This window comes from Paenibacillus sp. NPDC056722 (assembly GCF_042790635.1).
Lineage (GTDB): Bacteria > Bacillota > Bacilli > Paenibacillales > Paenibacillaceae > Paenibacillus_AQ > Paenibacillus_AQ agri.
This window is the reverse complement of record NZ_JBHTYV010000012.1, coordinates 76,103-93,060: the sequence shown is the minus strand read 5'-3', so window position 1 is coordinate 93,060 and position 16,958 is coordinate 76,103. Positions and strand designations below refer to the sequence as shown.

The 16,958-nt window shown below is 49.6% G+C and carries 15 protein-coding genes; 12 read left to right on the top strand and 3 right to left on the bottom strand.

The window, feature by feature from the left end; genetic code table 11:
- Window positions 1-86 precede the first annotated feature (86 nt).
- The 11 genes from ACFRAM_RS23045 to ACFRAM_RS22995 all read left to right on the top strand — a co-directional run bounded on the left by ACFRAM_RS23045 (window position 87) and on the right by ACFRAM_RS22995 (window position 11,837).
- Entirely contained in the window at window positions 87-1,649 is a 1,563-nt protein-coding gene (locus ACFRAM_RS23045; RefSeq protein ID WP_217622393.1) for a spore germination protein, read from the top strand.
- Complete coding sequence (locus ACFRAM_RS23040) at window positions 1,646-2,800, top strand: Ger(x)C family spore germination protein (protein WP_379468458.1); 1,155 nt, start codon at window positions 1,646-1,648, stop codon at window positions 2,798-2,800. Before ACFRAM_RS23045 ends, ACFRAM_RS23040 begins: the two co-directional genes overlap by 4 nt.
- 1 nt (window position 2,801) lies before the next feature.
- The gene (locus ACFRAM_RS23035) at window positions 2,802-3,005 is read left to right on the top strand and encodes a hypothetical protein (protein WP_175372183.1); all 204 of its coding nucleotides are present in this window, start codon (window positions 2,802-2,804) and stop codon (window positions 3,003-3,005) included.
- 35 nt (window positions 3,006-3,040) lie between these two features.
- Window positions 3,041-4,141 (top strand): GerAB/ArcD/ProY family transporter, encoded by a 1,101-nt coding sequence (locus ACFRAM_RS23030; RefSeq protein ID WP_379468456.1) that lies wholly within the window; start codon window positions 3,041-3,043, stop codon window positions 4,139-4,141.
- Window positions 4,142-4,382: 241 nt separating this feature from the next.
- Window positions 4,383-4,928, top strand: coding sequence for a DJ-1/PfpI family protein (locus tag ACFRAM_RS23025; protein ID WP_379468454.1), 546 nt, complete (start codon window positions 4,383-4,385; stop codon window positions 4,926-4,928).
- A 30-nt stretch (window positions 4,929-4,958) separates the two neighbouring features.
- The gene (locus tag ACFRAM_RS23020) at window positions 4,959-5,585 is read left to right on the top strand and encodes an alpha/beta hydrolase (protein WP_175372180.1); all 627 of its coding nucleotides are present in this window, start codon (window positions 4,959-4,961) and stop codon (window positions 5,583-5,585) included.
- A gap of 43 nt (window positions 5,586-5,628) precedes the next feature.
- A complete protein-coding gene (locus ACFRAM_RS23015; protein ID WP_379468453.1) occupies window positions 5,629-6,441 on the top strand; it encodes a phosphotransferase family protein in 813 nt (270 codons plus the stop codon).
- A gap of 28 nt (window positions 6,442-6,469) precedes the next feature.
- Window positions 6,470-7,012, top strand: a complete 543-nt coding sequence (locus tag ACFRAM_RS23010; RefSeq protein ID WP_379468452.1) for a DUF1697 domain-containing protein — start codon at window positions 6,470-6,472, stop codon at window positions 7,010-7,012.
- 963 nt (window positions 7,013-7,975) lie between these two features.
- On the top strand, window positions 7,976-10,426 hold the full coding sequence (locus ACFRAM_RS23005; protein ID WP_379468450.1) for a glycosyltransferase family 39 protein: 2,451 nt from the start codon (window positions 7,976-7,978) through the stop codon (window positions 10,424-10,426).
- 89 nt (window positions 10,427-10,515) lie between these two features.
- Window positions 10,516-11,496 (top strand): glycosyltransferase family 2 protein, encoded by a 981-nt coding sequence (locus ACFRAM_RS23000; RefSeq protein ID WP_379468448.1) that lies wholly within the window; start codon window positions 10,516-10,518, stop codon window positions 11,494-11,496.
- Between the two features lie 101 nt (window positions 11,497-11,597).
- The gene (locus ACFRAM_RS22995; RefSeq protein ID WP_379468446.1) at window positions 11,598-11,837 is read left to right on the top strand and encodes a hypothetical protein; all 240 of its coding nucleotides are present in this window, start codon (window positions 11,598-11,600) and stop codon (window positions 11,835-11,837) included.
- A 389-nt stretch (window positions 11,838-12,226) separates the two neighbouring features.
- On the opposite strand, the gene ACFRAM_RS22990 is transcribed toward ACFRAM_RS22995, so the two are convergent.
- The 3 genes from ACFRAM_RS22990 to ACFRAM_RS22980 form a co-directional block, all read right to left on the bottom strand.
- Complete coding sequence (locus ACFRAM_RS22990) at window positions 12,227-12,721, bottom strand: hypothetical protein (RefSeq protein ID WP_379468444.1); 495 nt, start codon at window positions 12,719-12,721, stop codon at window positions 12,227-12,229.
- A gap of 294 nt (window positions 12,722-13,015) precedes the next feature.
- A complete protein-coding gene (locus tag ACFRAM_RS22985) occupies window positions 13,016-14,644 on the bottom strand; it encodes a sensor histidine kinase (protein ID WP_379468442.1) in 1,629 nt (542 codons plus the stop codon).
- Entirely contained in the window at window positions 14,641-15,327 is a 687-nt protein-coding gene (locus tag ACFRAM_RS22980; RefSeq protein WP_379468440.1) for a response regulator transcription factor, read from the bottom strand. Before ACFRAM_RS22980 ends, ACFRAM_RS22985 begins: the two co-directional genes overlap by 4 nt.
- 464 nt (window positions 15,328-15,791) lie before the next feature.
- On the opposite strand from ACFRAM_RS22980, the gene ACFRAM_RS22975 reads away from it, so the two are divergent.
- On the top strand, window positions 15,792-16,955 hold the full coding sequence (locus tag ACFRAM_RS22975; protein WP_379468438.1) for a glucose-1-phosphate adenylyltransferase: 1,164 nt from the start codon (window positions 15,792-15,794) through the stop codon (window positions 16,953-16,955).
- Window positions 16,956-16,958: the final 3 nt, after the last annotated feature.

The window sequence follows — 16,958 nt, the reverse complement described above, 5'->3', positions numbered from 1 at the left end:
CTGTTCTATGAAAGTATAATTTTGGTGCATAGGATAAAGAGCCTCAGGGGATAATTTCAACAAAAGCACTGACAGGAGTGACTGGCGTGAAGAGCTCGAAATCCGATGACAACCGTAACTCAGCGTTGCCCCATTCTTCGACTACTGCTGTGTCCGAACAGGAACTAGGCCAGTCGCTCGACGAGACATTGGCTCGGCTGCGGCAGATATTCAGCAATGACGGAACCCTCCGTATCAGAGTGATGGAGAACAAGCAATTTGGAAGAGTCCGATTCGGACTTGTATATATTGACGGTATGATTGACCGTGAACTGATTCAGGATGGAATTATCAGACCCGTAACAGAAGCGCTTTTTACTGGGGCTGAGCATTATAGTCCGGAGCATCTGATGGAGAATATCCGAACACAGGTTATACAGATCAGTGATGTAGTTGTTGCATTGAAGCTGGATGAGCTAATTAGTGCAATTGTAGCAGGCAAGACGCTTTTTCTGTTGGATGGTTGTGCAGGCGCACTTAATATTAACGCTCAAGGGTGGGAGACCCGGGCGATTACCGAGCCGCTGACGGAGAAGGGGGTAAGGGGGCCGCGGGAAGGCTTTACAGAGTCGCTGCTGGTGAACCTGACACTGATTCGAAGAAGGGTGCAGAATGCGGATTTGAAATTTATATTTTGTGAGATCGGAACACGCTCCAAAACACAGACCTGTCTCTGCTATATGGAAAGTCTGGCTTCGCCAGATATTCTTAAGGAGCTTCAAGAGAGGCTTGCCCGTGTAGAGATTGACCATATCCTGGACACAGGCTATCTCGCAGAGTTAATCAGGGATGAGCCGTATTCTCCATTCGAGATGCTTGGCAGCACCGAACGCCCGGATGCCGTAGTCAGCAAAATTATGGAGGGACGGTTCGCGATAATGATAGAGGGCAGCCCGTTCGCCCTGACCCTGCCCTATGTGTTTGTAGAGAACTTTCAGGCAAGTGAGGATTATTATCTCAATTATTATTTTACCTCGTTTAACCGGATTCTGCGGATATTGGGTGCTTTTATGTCTATCAGTATCCCGGCAGTGTATGTAGCTTTGGTTACGTTCAGTCAGGAGATGCTGCCCACACAATTGCTCCTTAGTATTGCCACTGCACGATTGTCCGTTCCTTTTCCCAGCATTGTTGAGGCGCTGATTATGTTGACGATATTCGAGATTCTGCGCGAGGCAGGAGCCAGAATTCCCACATCCATTGGACAGGCAGTCAGCATTGTAGGAGCGCTGGTACTGGGTCAGGCAGCGGTAGATGCCCGAATTGTGAGTGCACCGATGGTTATTGTAGTGGGTCTGACCGGCATAACGACACTATTGAATCCCAGGCTCACCGGGCCGCTAATCGTGGTCAGAGTAGTGCTGCTGCTGATGTCCTTTTTTCTGGGGATATACGGTTATTTCTTCGGGTTACTTGGTCTTGTGATCCACCTAATGAGCATGCGTTCCTTCGGAGTGTCCTATATGCTCGGGGTAGGCTCGATCCGGGCGCAAGACATTAAAGATACCATTATTCGGGCGCCGTGGTGGGATATGTACCTGCGTCCGGCTATGATCGGGGCACGTAATATGCGCAGAAAGCCAATGGACAAAAAAGGAAAGAGGTCATGATCAGACTTGGACGTGTGCTATTTATTCTGCTGTCGCTCTTGCCTCTTCTCAGTCTCTTCGGCTGCTGGAACTACAAGGAAGTGGATGACATGTCTATCGTTGCGGGCGTGGCTCTGGACAAGGATGAGAAGAGCGGAAAACTGCTGCTTACAGTAGAGATGGTGGACACAAAGGGCGGACTTCAACAGACACAGGCAGGTTTCAAAATTCTTACGCTTGCCGGAGATACGATGTTCGACATTGTCAGGAATATGATCAGCATGACTGGTAAAAAGCTGTTCTGGAGCCATGCCAAGGTCATTATTCTCAGTGAGGAGATTGCCCGGGAAGGGATGGTCAAGGTGATTGACTGGTACAGCAGAGATACGGGAACAAGGTCTGATGTATACATATTCGTCTCGAAAGAGAAGACAGCCCGGGAAATTTTGATGATGAATAGTACCTCGGAATCGATCATGTCGTTCGAGCTTGCGCAGATGATGCTGGATGAGCGAAACAGCAGTACAGCTCCAGTAGTTGAAATTTGGGACTTCATCGACAAGTTGGAGTCCTCCGGGAAAAGTGCGATGGCACCGCTCATCTATGTTCACAGGGCGGATGGGCGGGAAAATGAGCGAGTCAGCGGAACAGCTGTGTTTTCCAAGGACAAGATGGTAGGCATGCTTAGTGGAACGGAGAGCAAATACATGCTGTTTGCCCAGGACAAGGTGAAGGGTGGTGTTCTCCCGGTAGATGCCGGTGATGGACATCCGGTTTACTCTCTTGAGATTCAGTCCAGCAGAACGAAGGTCCGCCCCTCCTGGATTCATGACAAACTGCAGATACAGGTCGATATGGAGACCCAAATGAATTTGGATGAAGTGATGACTTCAAATGGATTCACCCATTTTGACGCCAAGAAAGCTATTGAAGAACGTGCGGAGGAGATCCTGCAGGAGAACATTACGAATCTAATTCACAAAGTTCAGAAAGAATATCATGCCGATGTGTTTGGTTTCGGGGAGAAAATCCATGAGAATATGCCTTCCACCTGGAAAAAGATAAATAAGGATTGGAGCAATGAATTCAGTAAGCTTGCGGTCGTTGTCCGGTCTCAGGTTACCATCAACAGCAGCGCCAAAACTACAAGATCTATAAAGATAGGGGATTAATATGGGGGCCTTTGTTGTATTAGCGTATGCGGTTATTGTGCTACTCGATCCATATGGACTCTTGAAGCGGGGGATGAAACGTGATTTCTATGTGTGCTCTGCCTTATGTCTGGTATCCTTCTGCATTGCGTTTGCGCTGTCCATGCACTGGAAGGTTCCTAGTCCTTCCCCTGTGATTGTGAACTTGGTCAGTCATTTTTATTAATTGAATTGCCGGGAAAAAGGAGGGGGGCGATAGGTATGAATAAAGAGATTTTGCCGTCAGGACAGTCTATCAGTATCGCGGTTCTGTTTATTATCGGCAGCTCATTATTTATGGGGGTGACGGGGAGATCGGGTAACAGTGCCTGGATTTCCCTGTTGATCGCTATGAGCCTATCAGTCCCTCTAATGTTTGTGTATGCAAGGCTCCATGTTCTTTTTCCGGGTAAGAATCTGTTCGACATGCTGATTGCCATGTTTGGCGGCATTGCCGGGCGAATTATTTCCTGTACATATATATGGTATGCTCTGCATTTGGGAGCGCTGGTGCTGCGGAATTTTGGCGAATTCAGTGAGACGGTGGCCCTGACAGAAACTCCGATGATTGCACCGATGCTCTGTATCGGACTACTGTGCGTCTGGACGGTTTATTCGGGGATTGAGGTGTTGGGACGAAGTGCCAAGTTTCTGCTGCTATTTACAATTATGATCCTTTTACTTCTGCAAATTCTGGCCATACCTAAATTCGAATATCACCATCTGAAGCCTGTCCTTGATTCGGGTTGGAGTCCAATCCTGGCTGATGCTATGGGCCTGTTCACGTTTCCGTTCGGTGAGATTGTGATTTTTCTCGGTGTATTGCGGGCACTGCCGGGAAAGGGTTCGGCGAAAAAAGTGTTTTTCAGCGGACTGCTCATGGGCGGAGGAGTTATCATGGTGGTCATCTTCCGTAATCTTCTGATACTGGGTCCGGATATTTTATCCAGCCTGTATTTTCCGGCTTACGTGGCGGTCAGCCGAATTAATGTGGGTGATTTCCTGACCCGGATCGAGGGCTCCTCAGCGATTCTCTTTGTCACGGCGCTGTATATCAAAGTGAGTCTGTGCCTTTATGTAGCCAGTATAGGCGTTGCCAAAGTGTTCAAGCTGAAGAGCTATCGGTCTGTTGTGCTGCAATTGGGACTTCTTATGGTCTATCTGGCTGATTTCATCTATCAGGATATTATGCAGATGCAGAATTTTGCCTACCATACTTATAAAATATACGCGCTCCCGTTTCAGGTTTTCTTTCCCCTTCTATTATGGATTGTTGCTGAGATCGTCGCCAGTAAAGTCAAGCAGAACGAATCAGCACCATAGTAAAAGAACTCAGCATAGGAGTAGTAAGGAAGGTGAATAGCGACCACAGGATCACCGCACTTCCTTTGGTTTTGACGAATCGCAAATAGTGAACAACAGTATAGAGAGCATTAACTTTGGTCATGTTCGATTGAAAAAGAGGAGGCTTTTTTCGCATTTCCAATGTTTATGTAAAATAGCTATACTTATAGACAAGTATGATGTGAAAGATTTCTATACAGTGGAAAGGAGTCTTTATATATTGAATACATATATTCTTATCTATGACAGCTACGTGCAGTTTGAGATTGTGCTGGCTGCTTATTTTATGAGAATGCAAGGTGAGGTCTACACGTTAGGTCTTGGGTCTTCACCAGTGAATTCCTGCGAGGGCTTCTCCGTGAATCCGGCAAAGACGCTTCAAGAGGTAAACGTCCAAGATATTGATCTTCTGATTATCCCTGGTGGCGAGACAGAGGAGATTGTCAAAGAGGAAACCTTACTTAAACTGCTCCGTGATCTGGACGCGGCCGGGAAGGCCATTGGCGGCATTTGCGGTGGTGTATCGGTACTCAAGGCCGCAGGCATTTTGAACAACAGGTCATTTGTTACGAATGCTGGTGTGGAAGAGGAAAACTCTGGAGCGACTTCGGGAGCGAATGTAATGGTAGATCGGAATATAGTGACAGCCCTGCCTAATGGATATGTGGATTTTGCCCTTGAACTGGGTAAGCTCATGAACATCTACAAGGATAAGGCGGATTATCAGGAGACGATAGATTTCTTCAAATATTTCAAAACCGTGTGAGCGTATTGCTGACAGGAGGGAGCGTCATCTATGAGTGTTAACAGCGTTGTAATGCCCTCATATTGGGGCAGGGAGGTACGGCACAAGCATATTACGCGAGGGTCTAAGGTACTGGCGGTTATTTTTCCCGGCAAAAATTATTCGGCAGAACGCCCGCTGCTGGAATATGCCGCCAAGGTAGCTGCGGAGTATAACTGTGACATCCTTCAGCTCGAATATGGCTATCAGAGCGCCAGAGTAGAGATGAAGCGAGAGGATATTGGCATCATTGTTGAAGAGTGTACGAATGCCATCACCTCTGTGCCTAAGTATGAGAAGATATTGTTCATCAGCAAAAGTATTGGTACGGTCATTGCCGGCAAAACCGCCGCTACTCTGAAGGCCAGCCAACAGATTGAGCATCTGTATCTAACCCCGATCCCGGATGCACTGCCATTAATTGAACAAAGCCGGGGGAGTGTGATCTACGGCAGCGCCGATCCATTGTTCAGTGAGCCACATTCCCGTGAACTGGCCGGACTGCGTAATATTAAGGTATACCGGATTGACGATGCCAATCACTCTCTGGAAGTTGGGAACGTCAAAGAGTCATTGGCCATACTTATTGTCATTATTAATATGTATCATGAATTTTTCCAGCGTTGTCTAAAGCAGTAATCCATAGTCACGTGCTGAACCATTCGGAAATGGGGGAAACGGCATGAAGGGAAAGCTGGTTGGAGAGGGCAGAACAGCGGAGATTTGGGAGTATGGGGATCGTAAGGTGCTGAAATTGTACCGGGAAGGGATTCCGGCAGATCAGGTAACGAGGGAATATAGTATCAGCGTGTACGCACATACCCAAGGGATTCGGACTCCACAGCCCATAGAGCTGGCAGAGGTCGAGGGGCGGAGCGGCATTGTGTTTCAGCAGATTGAGGGTTCGTCAGTATTGACCTTACTTGGCAAAAGTCCATGGAAGGTTGGTCAATATGCCCGCAAGCTGGCAAAGCTGCATTATGATCTACATACGCTAGATGCAGGTGAAGACCTCGGAGTGCAAAAGGAGAGGCTGAAGTGGAGCATACACGAAGCACCCCTGCTAAATGAATCGGAGAAACAAGCCATTCTCTCCTATCTGGATACTCTTCCGGTGGGCGGCAAGCTGTGTCATGGCGATTTTCACCCGGATAATATACTGATGGATGGGCAGGTATGGATTATCGATTGGATGACCGGTCTTGCTGGAGATCCAGCCGGAGATGCTGCAAGGTCTGTTGTCATGTTCAGCATGGGGGTAGTGCCTGAGGGGACACCCGCCATTGCCAAATTAGTGATCGGCTTTATTAGAAAACGCCTGACAAAGGATTATTTACGGGAATATCTGAAGCTCTCGGGGCAAACTAGAGAAGAGATCGAGCGCTGGATTCTTCCAGTCGCCGCAGCTCGGTTAACAGAGTGGCTTCCAGCGGCTGAGAAAGAGCAATTGGTCCGGGAGATTCGTAAACGTCTGGCAACGCTCACCGCTGGTTAACTTCAAATTCAGTAAGGAAGTGTACGAGATGCCAACCTATATCGCGTTGCTTCGGGGGATTAATGTCGGGGGTAACAAAATCATTAAGATGCAGGATTTGAAGGCGATGTTCCAATCCCTAGGCTATGAGAATGTCAGGACGTATATTCAGAGCGGCAACGTTGTTTTCGAGAGCAGCGAAACGTCATATAGTGCAGTGGGCGAAGCGATTGAGCAGCAGATCGGGAAAGTATTCGGCTTTGAGGGTCCCGTCATTATACGGACACAGGAGGAATTGGAGCGGGTTATCACAGATAATCCGTTTGACCTGAGCGAGCCGGAGGACTTCAAGCGGCTGTACGTTTCTTTTTTGGCAGCGGAGCCTTCCGCGGAGGCGCTGGAGAAGCTGCTTCCTTATGAAGATGGCCCAGACAAAATCCGTTTTATCGGCAGGGAGATGTACACATTGTATGAGATCAGTGTGAGCAAGTCGGCGCTTTTTAAAGTCCCTGTGGATAAAATCCTTGGCATGCCTATCACGGAGCGCAACTGGAATACAGTCAACAAGCTGGCTGCTCTGTGTAGGGCTTGAGCTGTTTTAAATAGAATTTCAAGAAAAATTGTTCCTCTCTCTGAGTATGAATCATTAACATTGATCGTGGATCCAAATTGAATGTTAGCCAAGGAAAATACTATGTAGAGCGCATTTAAATTAACAAACATAGCCAAGAAAAAAGAAGGTTTACATAAGAAGTGTAATTAACGGCATTTTCGTACCTTAAATCCTCTTTAGCTAAGGGTTCGGGGAGATTAAGTGCAATATTGCACCTTAAATCTTCCAGAATACCCCGTCTGGCGTGCTTTTTCGGAAAATAAGATACAATAATGCCCTTATTTCCTTGTTTTACCCAAATAAAAGAAAAATAAGGTACAAAAATGCCGTTAGTTAGGGAGGTGCCCCCTCTTTTTCATTGTTAAGACGATCGAAGGTGAAGGGGATACACTGCTTCTAGTGGTTGAAATTTGTTGACAGTATATGTTCTGGTACTAGCTTACCTATGGAAAGCTTTCAGGCGGACGTTTTGGGCCTTATTGTGCTGGGATCGTTCAAACGAAGTTTGCGACAGTTCTTATGGAAAGCTTTCAGGCGAGCGCTTTGTGCCTACAGTTCCAAATTTACCTCTTCGCTAATCTTCGCTTTTTGTTAATTTCTTTTGCTTGGCTTATAGAGGAATAAAAATATTAGAAGGAAGCTCCGCTCGCCCGGAAAAGGGCAGGGGGCTTTTTGCGTTGTGCTATTGCAGCGACTGAAACGGCTGAAACGGCTGCAACCATTGTAACTATTGTAGTCATTGCAGTGTGTAGCCAATGTAGTTGTTCAGATAGTTGCCACCGTTGCAACGTCCCTGAAAATGTTATTCAGCAAACATTCAGCGGGCACTCATTGTCCATTAAGGTACGGATGCGATACTACATCTGCGGAACATGGATCATCGAAACGAAGTAGCGGCATACCGCAAAATAAGTTCAAGAGAGATGGGAGTGTGGGGGACGTATGTCAACGATCAAAAAGCAGGGACCGGATCTTATTTTACCTTTTATTCTGCTCCTTGCAGCATTTCTGTATGGCTATGGCATTTGGAATGACCACTATGTTAATACCTATTACACAACAGCTGTAGGGAGTATGCTGCAGAGCTTTCATAATTTCTTTTTTGCTTCCCTGGATTCGGCAGGTTCGGTAACGGTGGATAAGCCGCCGGTAACGTTCTGGATTCAGAGCCTCTTTGCCCTGATTTTCGGGCTACATGGCTGGAGTGTGATTTTACCGCAGGCGCTGGCTGGAGTGGGTTCAGTTTTGCTAGTATATCTGCTGGTTAAACCAACCTACGGTAGAAGCGCTGCACGCATTGCCGCACTGGTGATGGCTTCGACTCCGGTAGCTGCGGCGGTTAGCCGCACGAATAACATTGATGCGATGCTGGTATTCACGTTGCTGCTGGCAGTCTGGTTTCTTTTTAGAGGGACTAAGAGTAATCGTATAGGCAGTCTGCTTGCCGGCTTCGCACTAATTGGAGTCGGGTTCAATGAAAAGATGCTGCAGGCTTACATGGTGCTTCCGGCATTCTACCTGTTTTATCTCCTGGCAGCCAAGGTGGACTGGAAGCGAAAAACAGCTGTACTGGCAGCAAGCACAGCAGTCATGCTGGTAGTTTCATTGTCATGGGCGGTAGTTGTCGACTCTATACCGGCGGATAAGCGTCCCTTTATAGGAAGCAGTGGCACCAATTCTGTGCTCAATCTGGCTTTTGGGTATAACGGAGTCTCACGGTTAACGGGAGACCGCAGCACGGGTGCCGAGTTTGGCGGTGGTGGCATGTCTAATATGAACGGGATGCCTGCATGGAATGGCGAAGCGCCGGATGGGGGCAATGGTAACGCGTCCGGGGTGGACGGCGGTAACGGCAACGCGTCCGGGATGGGCGGAGGAAATAGCAACACGTCCGGGATAGATGGCGGCAGATCCGGGATGGGAGGAATGGCTGGAAGGGGCACAAATGGCGCCCGAGGCATGGGCGGCAGAAGCAGCGGCATGGCTGCGGGCACTGGTGCTGCGGACGGTCAGCAAGGCGTAGTCAACGACGGGCAAGGAGCGGGGCAGGGAGGACGGCAAGACGCAGTAAACGACGGGCAAGGAGCAGGACAGGGAGGACAGCCAGGCGGAGGTTCTACCGGTGGCCAGATGAACGGAGGGGTACAGGGATTTCCTCCGGGGAATGGCATGAACCCCGATGGGCGACAACGGGACTGGGGCCAGGGAGGTCAAGGGGGATTCGGCGGTGCTGGTGGAATGTTCCACACAGGTACACCCGGACCGCTGCGGCTCTTCCAGTCCGACCTGTCTGGTCAGGCTAGCTGGCTGCTGCCACTCGTAGCTTTTGCTTGCATCGGGCTGTTCGCCAGTCTGCGCAGAAGAAACTTCACGCAGAAGCATAAAGAGGCAATATTCTGGTTGGCATGGCTGGTTCCGGTAATGGGCTTTTTTAGCATCGCCGGGTTCTTCCACCAGTATTATCTAATCATGATGGCTCCACCGATTGCCGCGCTGGCTGGTGCAGGCTGGATACAGCTGTGGAGTCAGTATCGTGAGCGCTCCGGCTGGCGTTCCTGGCTGCTCCCCGCAGCCATATTGGCCACGGTGGTCTTGCAGTGGTATATTCTTCACCCTTACAACAGTACTATCGGCAGCGGATGGTCCATCGGGATTTTGGCTGCGGGCATTGCAGCGACCCTGCTGCTCGTTATTTTCAAGGGTAAAGAGCAATCATTCGTGCATGTAACGGCGGTTGCCGGGCTGCTGGTGTTATTGATCGGCCCCCTCTACTGGGCGGTAACGCCGATTGCCTATGGTTCCAACAGTATGACCCCGGCTGCGGGACCTGACAGCAACACTGGCCCGGGCGGCGGTCTGCGCATGAATACTGGTCTCAATGCCAGTGGCAACGATCCAAATGCACTAGGCGGCGGGGCTAACTTTGGTGGCAGTACGGGCAGCTTTGGTGGTGGCACTGGTAACTTCGGTGGAGGTGCAGGCAACTTTGCTGGCGGTAGGGGCGGCTTCGGCGGGCGCGGCAGCGAAGGGGTTAACGAAGCTCTACTGATTTATCTGGAGGAGCATAATTCCGGCGAACAATACTTGTTCGCAGCCATGGATTATGGGACTGCCGGACCTTATATCATCGACAACAATGCGTCCGTAGTGATTCTTAACGGATTTAATGCTTCTGACCAGGTATACACGCCTGACTCTCTGAAAGCATTGGTGGAGAGTGGAAAAGTGAAATATTTCCTCATTTCCGGCGGTGGAATGGGCGGTGGTCGCGGTGGAAACAGTGAACTGACAGCCTGGATTACCGAGAATGGAACCGAAATTCCGGCGGCGGATTGGCAGGGAGCAGGTACAACTGCCAACAGCGGCACCCTATATGAGGTTACTTTGAAATAACGGATGACTTTGACCGTAACAAGCAAGCACGCTGCGGCCCGAGAGGTGCCGGGCGTGCTTGATCATTCCCTTTAAAGGAGGTAGCGACCATGAGTACAACCATACGCTATTCCATTATCATACCGATGTTCAACGAGGAGGCAGTCATTCAGGAGACATACCGGCGGATCAAAAAAGTAATGGGCACAACAGGCGAGCCGTACGAGCTTCTTTTCGTCAATGACGGCAGCACCGACCATTGCGCAGAGATGATCGAGGAGTATAGCTACTGGGATGAGAGTGTCCGCTTGATCGACCTGTCCCGTAACTTCGGGCATCAGGTGGCGATCACGGCAGGCATGGATTATGCCCAAGGCGATGCGATTGTCATTATTGACGCCGATCTTCAAGACCCGCCTGAGCTGATTCTGGAAATGATAGAAGAGTGGAAAGTAGGCTTTGAAGTGGTATATGCCAAACGGGTGAAGCGACGCGGGGAATCGTTGTTCAAAAAATGGACGGCAAGCCTCTTTTACCGGGTACTGCGCTATTCCACGGATATATCAATCCCGGTAGATACGGGCGATTTCCGCCTTATCGACCGTAAAGTTTGTGACCAGCTAAAGCGCCTGCCTGAGAAAAACCGCTTTGTACGCGGGCTCGTCAGCTGGGTTGGTTTTCGGCAAAAAGCCATTGAATATGAACGCGACGAACGCCTTGCTGGTGAGACCAAATATCCGCTGAAGCGCATGATCAAACTTTCTCTGGACGGTATCACATCTTTCTCGTACAAGCCGCTGAAGCTAGCAGGGTATCTTGGCGGGGTACTGTCAGCTGCTGGTTTTCTCTACCTGATGTATGTGCTGTATCTGGCTATTTTCACGGATTCTGTGGTAAAAGGCTGGGCATCGATGATCGGCATCACCCTGACGTTCAACGGATTCGTGCTGGTCATGCTCGGCATTCTCGGAGAGTATGTCGGCCGCATTTACGACGAGACTAAAGGACGTCCGCTGTATATCGTGCAAGAAGTATACGGAGGCCAGCCGCAGGTGGTTCCGGAGAAGCGCAAGATTCAGCTGAACAAATAACGGTCAAGAAGGATAGCAGTAAGTAAAGAAGTGAAGAAAGAAGGAAGTGCGTGAGGAAGGGACCAAGAAAGCAAGTATGGGACTAAGGAAGGAAGCGAGTAGTGAAGCGGGTAAGGAAGTATATGTATGTAAGTATTTATGCAGAAAAGCTTCGCCCGGGGTGTTGGATTAGAAGAGCTTTGTTGCTCTTTGTTCGTTTTACTAAAATAGGAGATGCCTTTGCAGCGAATGTTTGCGCTGCGAGCATCTCCGTTTCAGTAACAGGATTTTCTCCAGTTAATCCGGAGGAAAATCCTGTTTTTTATTATTTAGCTGGAAATTCTCCCGTTAATCATCTGTAATTTAGCAGATATAACCTCTTAAGGCCATAATAACTGGAGAAATTCCGGTTATTGCAGTGAGCTTTCGGGTATGAGGTGGAATTAGCGGGAGAAAATCCAGTTATAGGCGGTGAATCAGACTAAACCTTGAGTGCAGCCAGTCACTAGTCAGTCTCAAGCAGTACTCAACCGGTCTTCAGTAGTCTCAAACGAGTCTCAAGCAGTACTCAACCGGTCTTCAGTAGTCTCAAACGAGTCTCAAGCAGTACTCAACCGGTCTTCAGTAGTCTCAAACGAGTCTCAAGCGAGTCTCAAACGAGTCTCAAACGAGTCTCAAACGAGTCTCAAACGAGTCCCTAGCCAGTCTTCGACCGGTCTCCAACTGCCCCCCAACCGTAAAAACAGTTTGTTTATAACAGTTTTTGAAACGCAACGTTGTCAAACCGATCTCCTTGCACAAGCCATTTGCCATCCACAAGCAATAAAGTCAAAATCCCTTCTAACGGAACCCGCACACTCTCCTTATTCTCTTGGTCCAATAAGACAAGGTCAGCCGTATACTTTAAATCGGTCCAATCATCCGTCTGATCTAATACTGTGAATTTAAGATTCTCTGATGTAACCGAGGCCTGATGGGTATGAGCTACACTTACGGGTAAGGTTGTATAGCGGGTAGCAATTGCTTTTTCAGAAAAGTTTTCTGTAAAAAAGGGCTTCATTTCCTCATTCCGCTTTTCAATGGATTCGATAGAGAGCAGGTTATCTGAGGCTGCTACGTTGTATTCTTTATTTTTGTAGGTTTCAGCAGCTTGAATCGCTGCATTTTCCGCTTTATTGGTATTGCATCCCGTGATTAAGATAGTTGCCAGCGCTGTTGAACATAATATCCATAGAAGCTTCTTCATACTGTGAATTCACCTCTCTTATGAATAACCTTTAGTGCTAACCCCTGCCTAATCACCCCGAACCTTCAGCGCAGTAAAACAGCTCCGAGAGCATATGCTAAGTTTGACGAAGCCTAAACGCCTTGAACCCTCAAAGCAGTAAAACTACATCGAAGCATGTGCCTATATTTACAAATCCTAGCTGTGTGTAAAATATACCGGTGGCTCCCAGCTCTTTCTATAACCTTGCCCAGGCAACAAAAATAGCAAGCTCCGGCGTATCTCCGTTACTTGCTATTATAACTTGAATAGTCACTATTTGGCTATTCCTTCCAGACAAGGGAGGGATATCTTGAAGACTGTTTCTACACCAGGAATGCTGGTGACGCTGATGTCCCCGCCGTGGGCCTCGACGATCGACTTCGAGATCGACAGGCCCAGCCCGGACCCTCCGTATTTGCGGGTCCGGGAGGAATCGCTGCGGTAGAAGCGGTCAAAGACGCGGGGCAGATGCTCTGCAGTGATGCCGGAGCCATTGTCGCTCACGGTCAGCTCCGCCCGCGGCCCCCGGGCGTGCAGCGCGATGCGGATGGCGCCCTCCTGGTCATCCGTGTGCTGCACTGCATTGTGGAACAGGTTCAGAATCACCTGTTTGATTTTGTCGGCATCATAGAGACCATGGATGCCGTAGGCAATATCGAAGCTGATCCGGCGGTTCCCGGCCAGCAGCAACAGACCTGGCGTCATCTCTTTCAGAATGCCGCCGAGCTCAAGATCGGCCAGGCGCAGCTGCGGTGCGCCGTCCATACGGGCCAACAGCAGCAGGTCCTCCACCAGCTTGTTGATCCGCTTCGATTCGCCGTGCATGCTGTTAAGGGCGCTGTATAGCTGCTCGCTGTTGTCGGCAGCACCGCGAAGCAGGACCTCCAGAAAGCCGTGGATGGAGGTCAAGGGAGTCCGCAGCTCATGAGACGCGTCAGCGGCGAAGCGCCGCATCTGCTCTTTGGCTTCCCGCTCGTTGCGGAAAGAGACCTCCAGACGCTCAAGCATCGCGTTGAACGATTGGGACAGCTTGTCGATCTCCATCTGTCCTTGAAACACCGGGAACCGCACATCCAGGTTGCCGGCATCAATACGCTGGGCGGCGTCCCCCATATTGGACAGGGGGACGAGCGTCTTTCGCAGCGCAGGCAGATACAAGAACAAGCCGGCGAGCAGGGCTGCCAGGGACAAGGCAGCGAAGATGAGCAGCTGCTGGAGGATGATATCCTTCAGCGGACCGGTTTCCACTGTCATTTGCAGCAGCAGCCTTGAATTTCCCGGCCTGCCCAGATTCATGAAGACAGCAAGCTGCTCGCTGCCGTCTTCGGCGGTGATCAGCTTATATTTACCTGTGGCCCGATCGGGTGTCCGCTTCATCAGTTCCTGATATTCTTCATTGGTTAATCTGGGAGCAGCCGTCGTAGACAGCGTATCTTGCTGAAAATCCTTGAAGGTGCCATCCGAGCTGTAAATGGCAAGGGTCGCGTGAGCGTCCAGCAATAGTGGCCGTCCTGTACCGTTGCGGAAGTTGCCGGGCACTATGCTTCCGGCCGGATTATCGAAGCGGCTACCGTTCCCGCCGCTGCCTAGATTCTCATTAGGTTTGCTTGTACCTGCATCATCCCTCAAGGAATAATTTAAGAAGTTAAAGAAGAACTCACGAGGAACAGACCGCAGTTGAGCTTCCATAGCCTCTGCTCTGTTCGTATAGGTGAAGTTGCGCATAAGGATATATTGCAATATACCAATGAGCAGCAGCAGCATGGACAGGATCAGCAGCGAGATGGACAACAACTGTTTGCGGAGGGAGCGGGGAGCAAAACGATCCCATACCGTGCGAAGTCTATTTCGTCTACTCGCCGTCACTCCAATGTTGCCCTCCTTACGCGATGGCCCGGTCATTCCAGATCCACCCGGTAGCCGGCACCGCGCAGAGTCCGGATAATACGATGTTCTTTATCGCCCAGCTTTTCGCGCAGGGAACGGATATACACCTCTACGATATTTTCCTCTCCGCCGAAATCATAGCCCCATACCTTGTCCAGAATCATGGGTTTGCTAAGAACGAGACCATGGTTCATTACAAGATACTGGAGCAGCTCATATTCGGTGGGCGACAGCTCCAGCACCTCGCCGCGGAAACGGATTTCCTTGCCTCTCCCGTCAATGCGGAAGGAACCGAGGCGTACCTCGCCCAGCAGACCGGGGAACTGGTTGCGCAGCCGGGCTTGTATTCTTGCCAGCAGCTCTTCAAAGCTGAACGGCTTAATCATATAGTCGTCTGCACCAATTGACAGACCTTTGACCCGGTCATCGACCTCGTCTTTGGCGGTCAGCATAATCACTGCGATATCGTTCTCTTCTGAACGGAGATAATGACACACTTCGAAACCGTCCATTCCTGGCATCATGACATCCAAAATGGCGACATGCGGCTTGAAATCGGCGGCCTCGGCAATAGCGGTCAGCCCGTCGGGAGCCGTTCTTACTTCAAAACCTTCATTGACCAAACCCAGTTCCAGAAACTGCAGAATATGCGGCTCATCATCAACAAGCAGCAGCCTGACGCCTTGGGTAGCTTTCATTCCGATCCCTCCAAAGTTCTGATACCCTATTATGCCACAACTTTTTGAACGTTTGCTGAAGATCGGCATGCACTGCTGTGCCCTGGAAAAACGACTTTCTTCAACATGCTGCGCAGTGGTTAATCAATAGGATAAGAGATTCATGTGCTTAATAGGCAATAGGGTTATATTTTCTTATTTTTCATTCCTGTGAGAAAGGGTTTTGACGGCGGCTAGCGAACAATTTACAATAAGAATAACTTACCCGGTATGGAGAGCCCTCTCCAGTCAAGGTAGGTCATTAGAACGACCCCGTTTCCCCGTTTGTAACCTTGTCTAAGTTTCCTATCTCAACTCATTTCTTTGCGTTTCACTTCTTTCTGGAATTTTGATTTCAGGCGTCATTCTATCCATTCCACTTCTTAATCACTCAACCTTATTTACTGCAGAAGCTTTGATACCCATAAGTCAAGGGAGGCTCTTCCATGAAGAAAAAAGAAATGGTAGCCATGCTATTGGCAGGAGGCCAAGGGAAAAGGTTGAAGGGATTGACCAAATCACTTGCCAAGCCAGCTGTTTATTTTGGGGGGACCTATCGCATTATTGATTTTCCTTTGAGTAACTGCTCCAATTCGGGGATTGACACGGTGGGGGTACTCACGCAATATGAACCGCTTGTACTGCACTCATACATTGGCGTAGGCAGTGACTGGGATTTGAACCGCAAGAACGGTGGGGTATTCGTGCTGCCGCCGCATGAGCGGGAGAACGGAAGCAGTTGGTACAGGGGAACGGCGGATGCGATTTACCGCAATCTCAAATTTGTGGATCAATTTGACCCGGAACACGTGCTGATTCTCTCGGGTGACCATATTTATAAAATGGACTACAACGCTATGCTTCAATATCACAAGGAGCGGGGGGCCGATTGCACGATCTCGGTGATCGACGTTCCGCTGGAGGAAGCCAGCCGTTTTGGCATACTTAACACGGAGGATGACTTTAAGATTTACGAGTTTGAGGAAAAGCCTGCGAAGCCCAAAAGCACACTTGCTTCAATGGGCGTATATATTTTCAAATGGGAAGTGCTTCGGCGGCATCTGCTGGAGGATGGGGAGAACGCTGATTCCTCTCATGATTTCGGCAAGGATATCATCCCACTGATGCTGGCGGACGGCCAGTCGCTCTACGCGTATCCGTTTGAAGGCTACTGGCGGGATGTGGGCACAGTGACCAGTCTCTGGGAAGCAAACATGGACCTGCTCAGCGACGAGCCGCCGCTCAATCTCAATGATCCCGGCTGGCGCATCTTTACCCGTAATCCGAACCAACCTGCCCAATATGTAGCTCCCGGAGCTAACGTCTCCGGCAGCATTATTAACGAGGGCTGCATCGTCTCCGGTGAGGTTAAGCACTCGGTGCTCTTTTACGGCGTGGAGATCGGTGAGGGCAGTCTAATCACGGATTCGGTGATCATGCCCAAGGTCAAAATCGGCAAGAATGTACGGATACACAAGGCAATCATCAGCGAGAACACGGTGATTGAGGATTATATGGAGATTGGCACCCAGCGGGAGAATGAGGAAGAAATTCTGCTGGTCGACGATAGAAGCAAAAAGCGTATTTCCGTTGCAGCCAAAACCATATAACCA

Excerpts from the sequence above, each read along its gene's own strand:
- ACFRAM_RS23040 (WP_379468458.1), top strand. The coding sequence starts at position 1,646 with ATGATCAGACTTGGACGTGTGCTATTTATTCTGCTGTCGCTCTTGCCT.
- ACFRAM_RS23035 (WP_175372183.1), top strand. The coding sequence starts at position 2,802 with ATGGGGGCCTTTGTTGTATTAGCGTATGCGGTTATTGTGCTACTCGAT.
- ACFRAM_RS23030 (WP_379468456.1), top strand. The coding sequence starts at position 3,041 with ATGAATAAAGAGATTTTGCCGTCAGGACAGTCTATCAGTATCGCGGTT.
- ACFRAM_RS23020 (WP_175372180.1), top strand. The coding sequence starts at position 4,959 with ATGAGTGTTAACAGCGTTGTAATGCCCTCATATTGGGGCAGGGAGGTA.
- ACFRAM_RS23015 (WP_379468453.1), top strand. The coding sequence starts at position 5,629 with ATGAAGGGAAAGCTGGTTGGAGAGGGCAGAACAGCGGAGATTTGGGAG.
- ACFRAM_RS23010 (WP_379468452.1), top strand. The coding sequence starts at position 6,470 with ATGCCAACCTATATCGCGTTGCTTCGGGGGATTAATGTCGGGGGTAAC.
- ACFRAM_RS23005 (WP_379468450.1), top strand. The coding sequence starts at position 7,976 with ATGTCAACGATCAAAAAGCAGGGACCGGATCTTATTTTACCTTTTATT.
- ACFRAM_RS23000 (WP_379468448.1), top strand. The coding sequence starts at position 10,516 with ATGAGTACAACCATACGCTATTCCATTATCATACCGATGTTCAACGAG.
- ACFRAM_RS22990 (WP_379468444.1), bottom strand. The coding sequence starts at position 12,721 with ATGAAGAAGCTTCTATGGATATTATGTTCAACAGCGCTGGCAACTATC.
- ACFRAM_RS22985 (WP_379468442.1), bottom strand. The coding sequence starts at position 14,644 with ATGACCGGGCCATCGCGTAAGGAGGGCAACATTGGAGTGACGGCGAGT.
- ACFRAM_RS22980 (WP_379468440.1), bottom strand. The coding sequence starts at position 15,327 with ATGAAAGCTACCCAAGGCGTCAGGCTGCTGCTTGTTGATGATGAGCCG.
- ACFRAM_RS22975 (WP_379468438.1), top strand. The coding sequence starts at position 15,792 with ATGAAGAAAAAAGAAATGGTAGCCATGCTATTGGCAGGAGGCCAAGGG.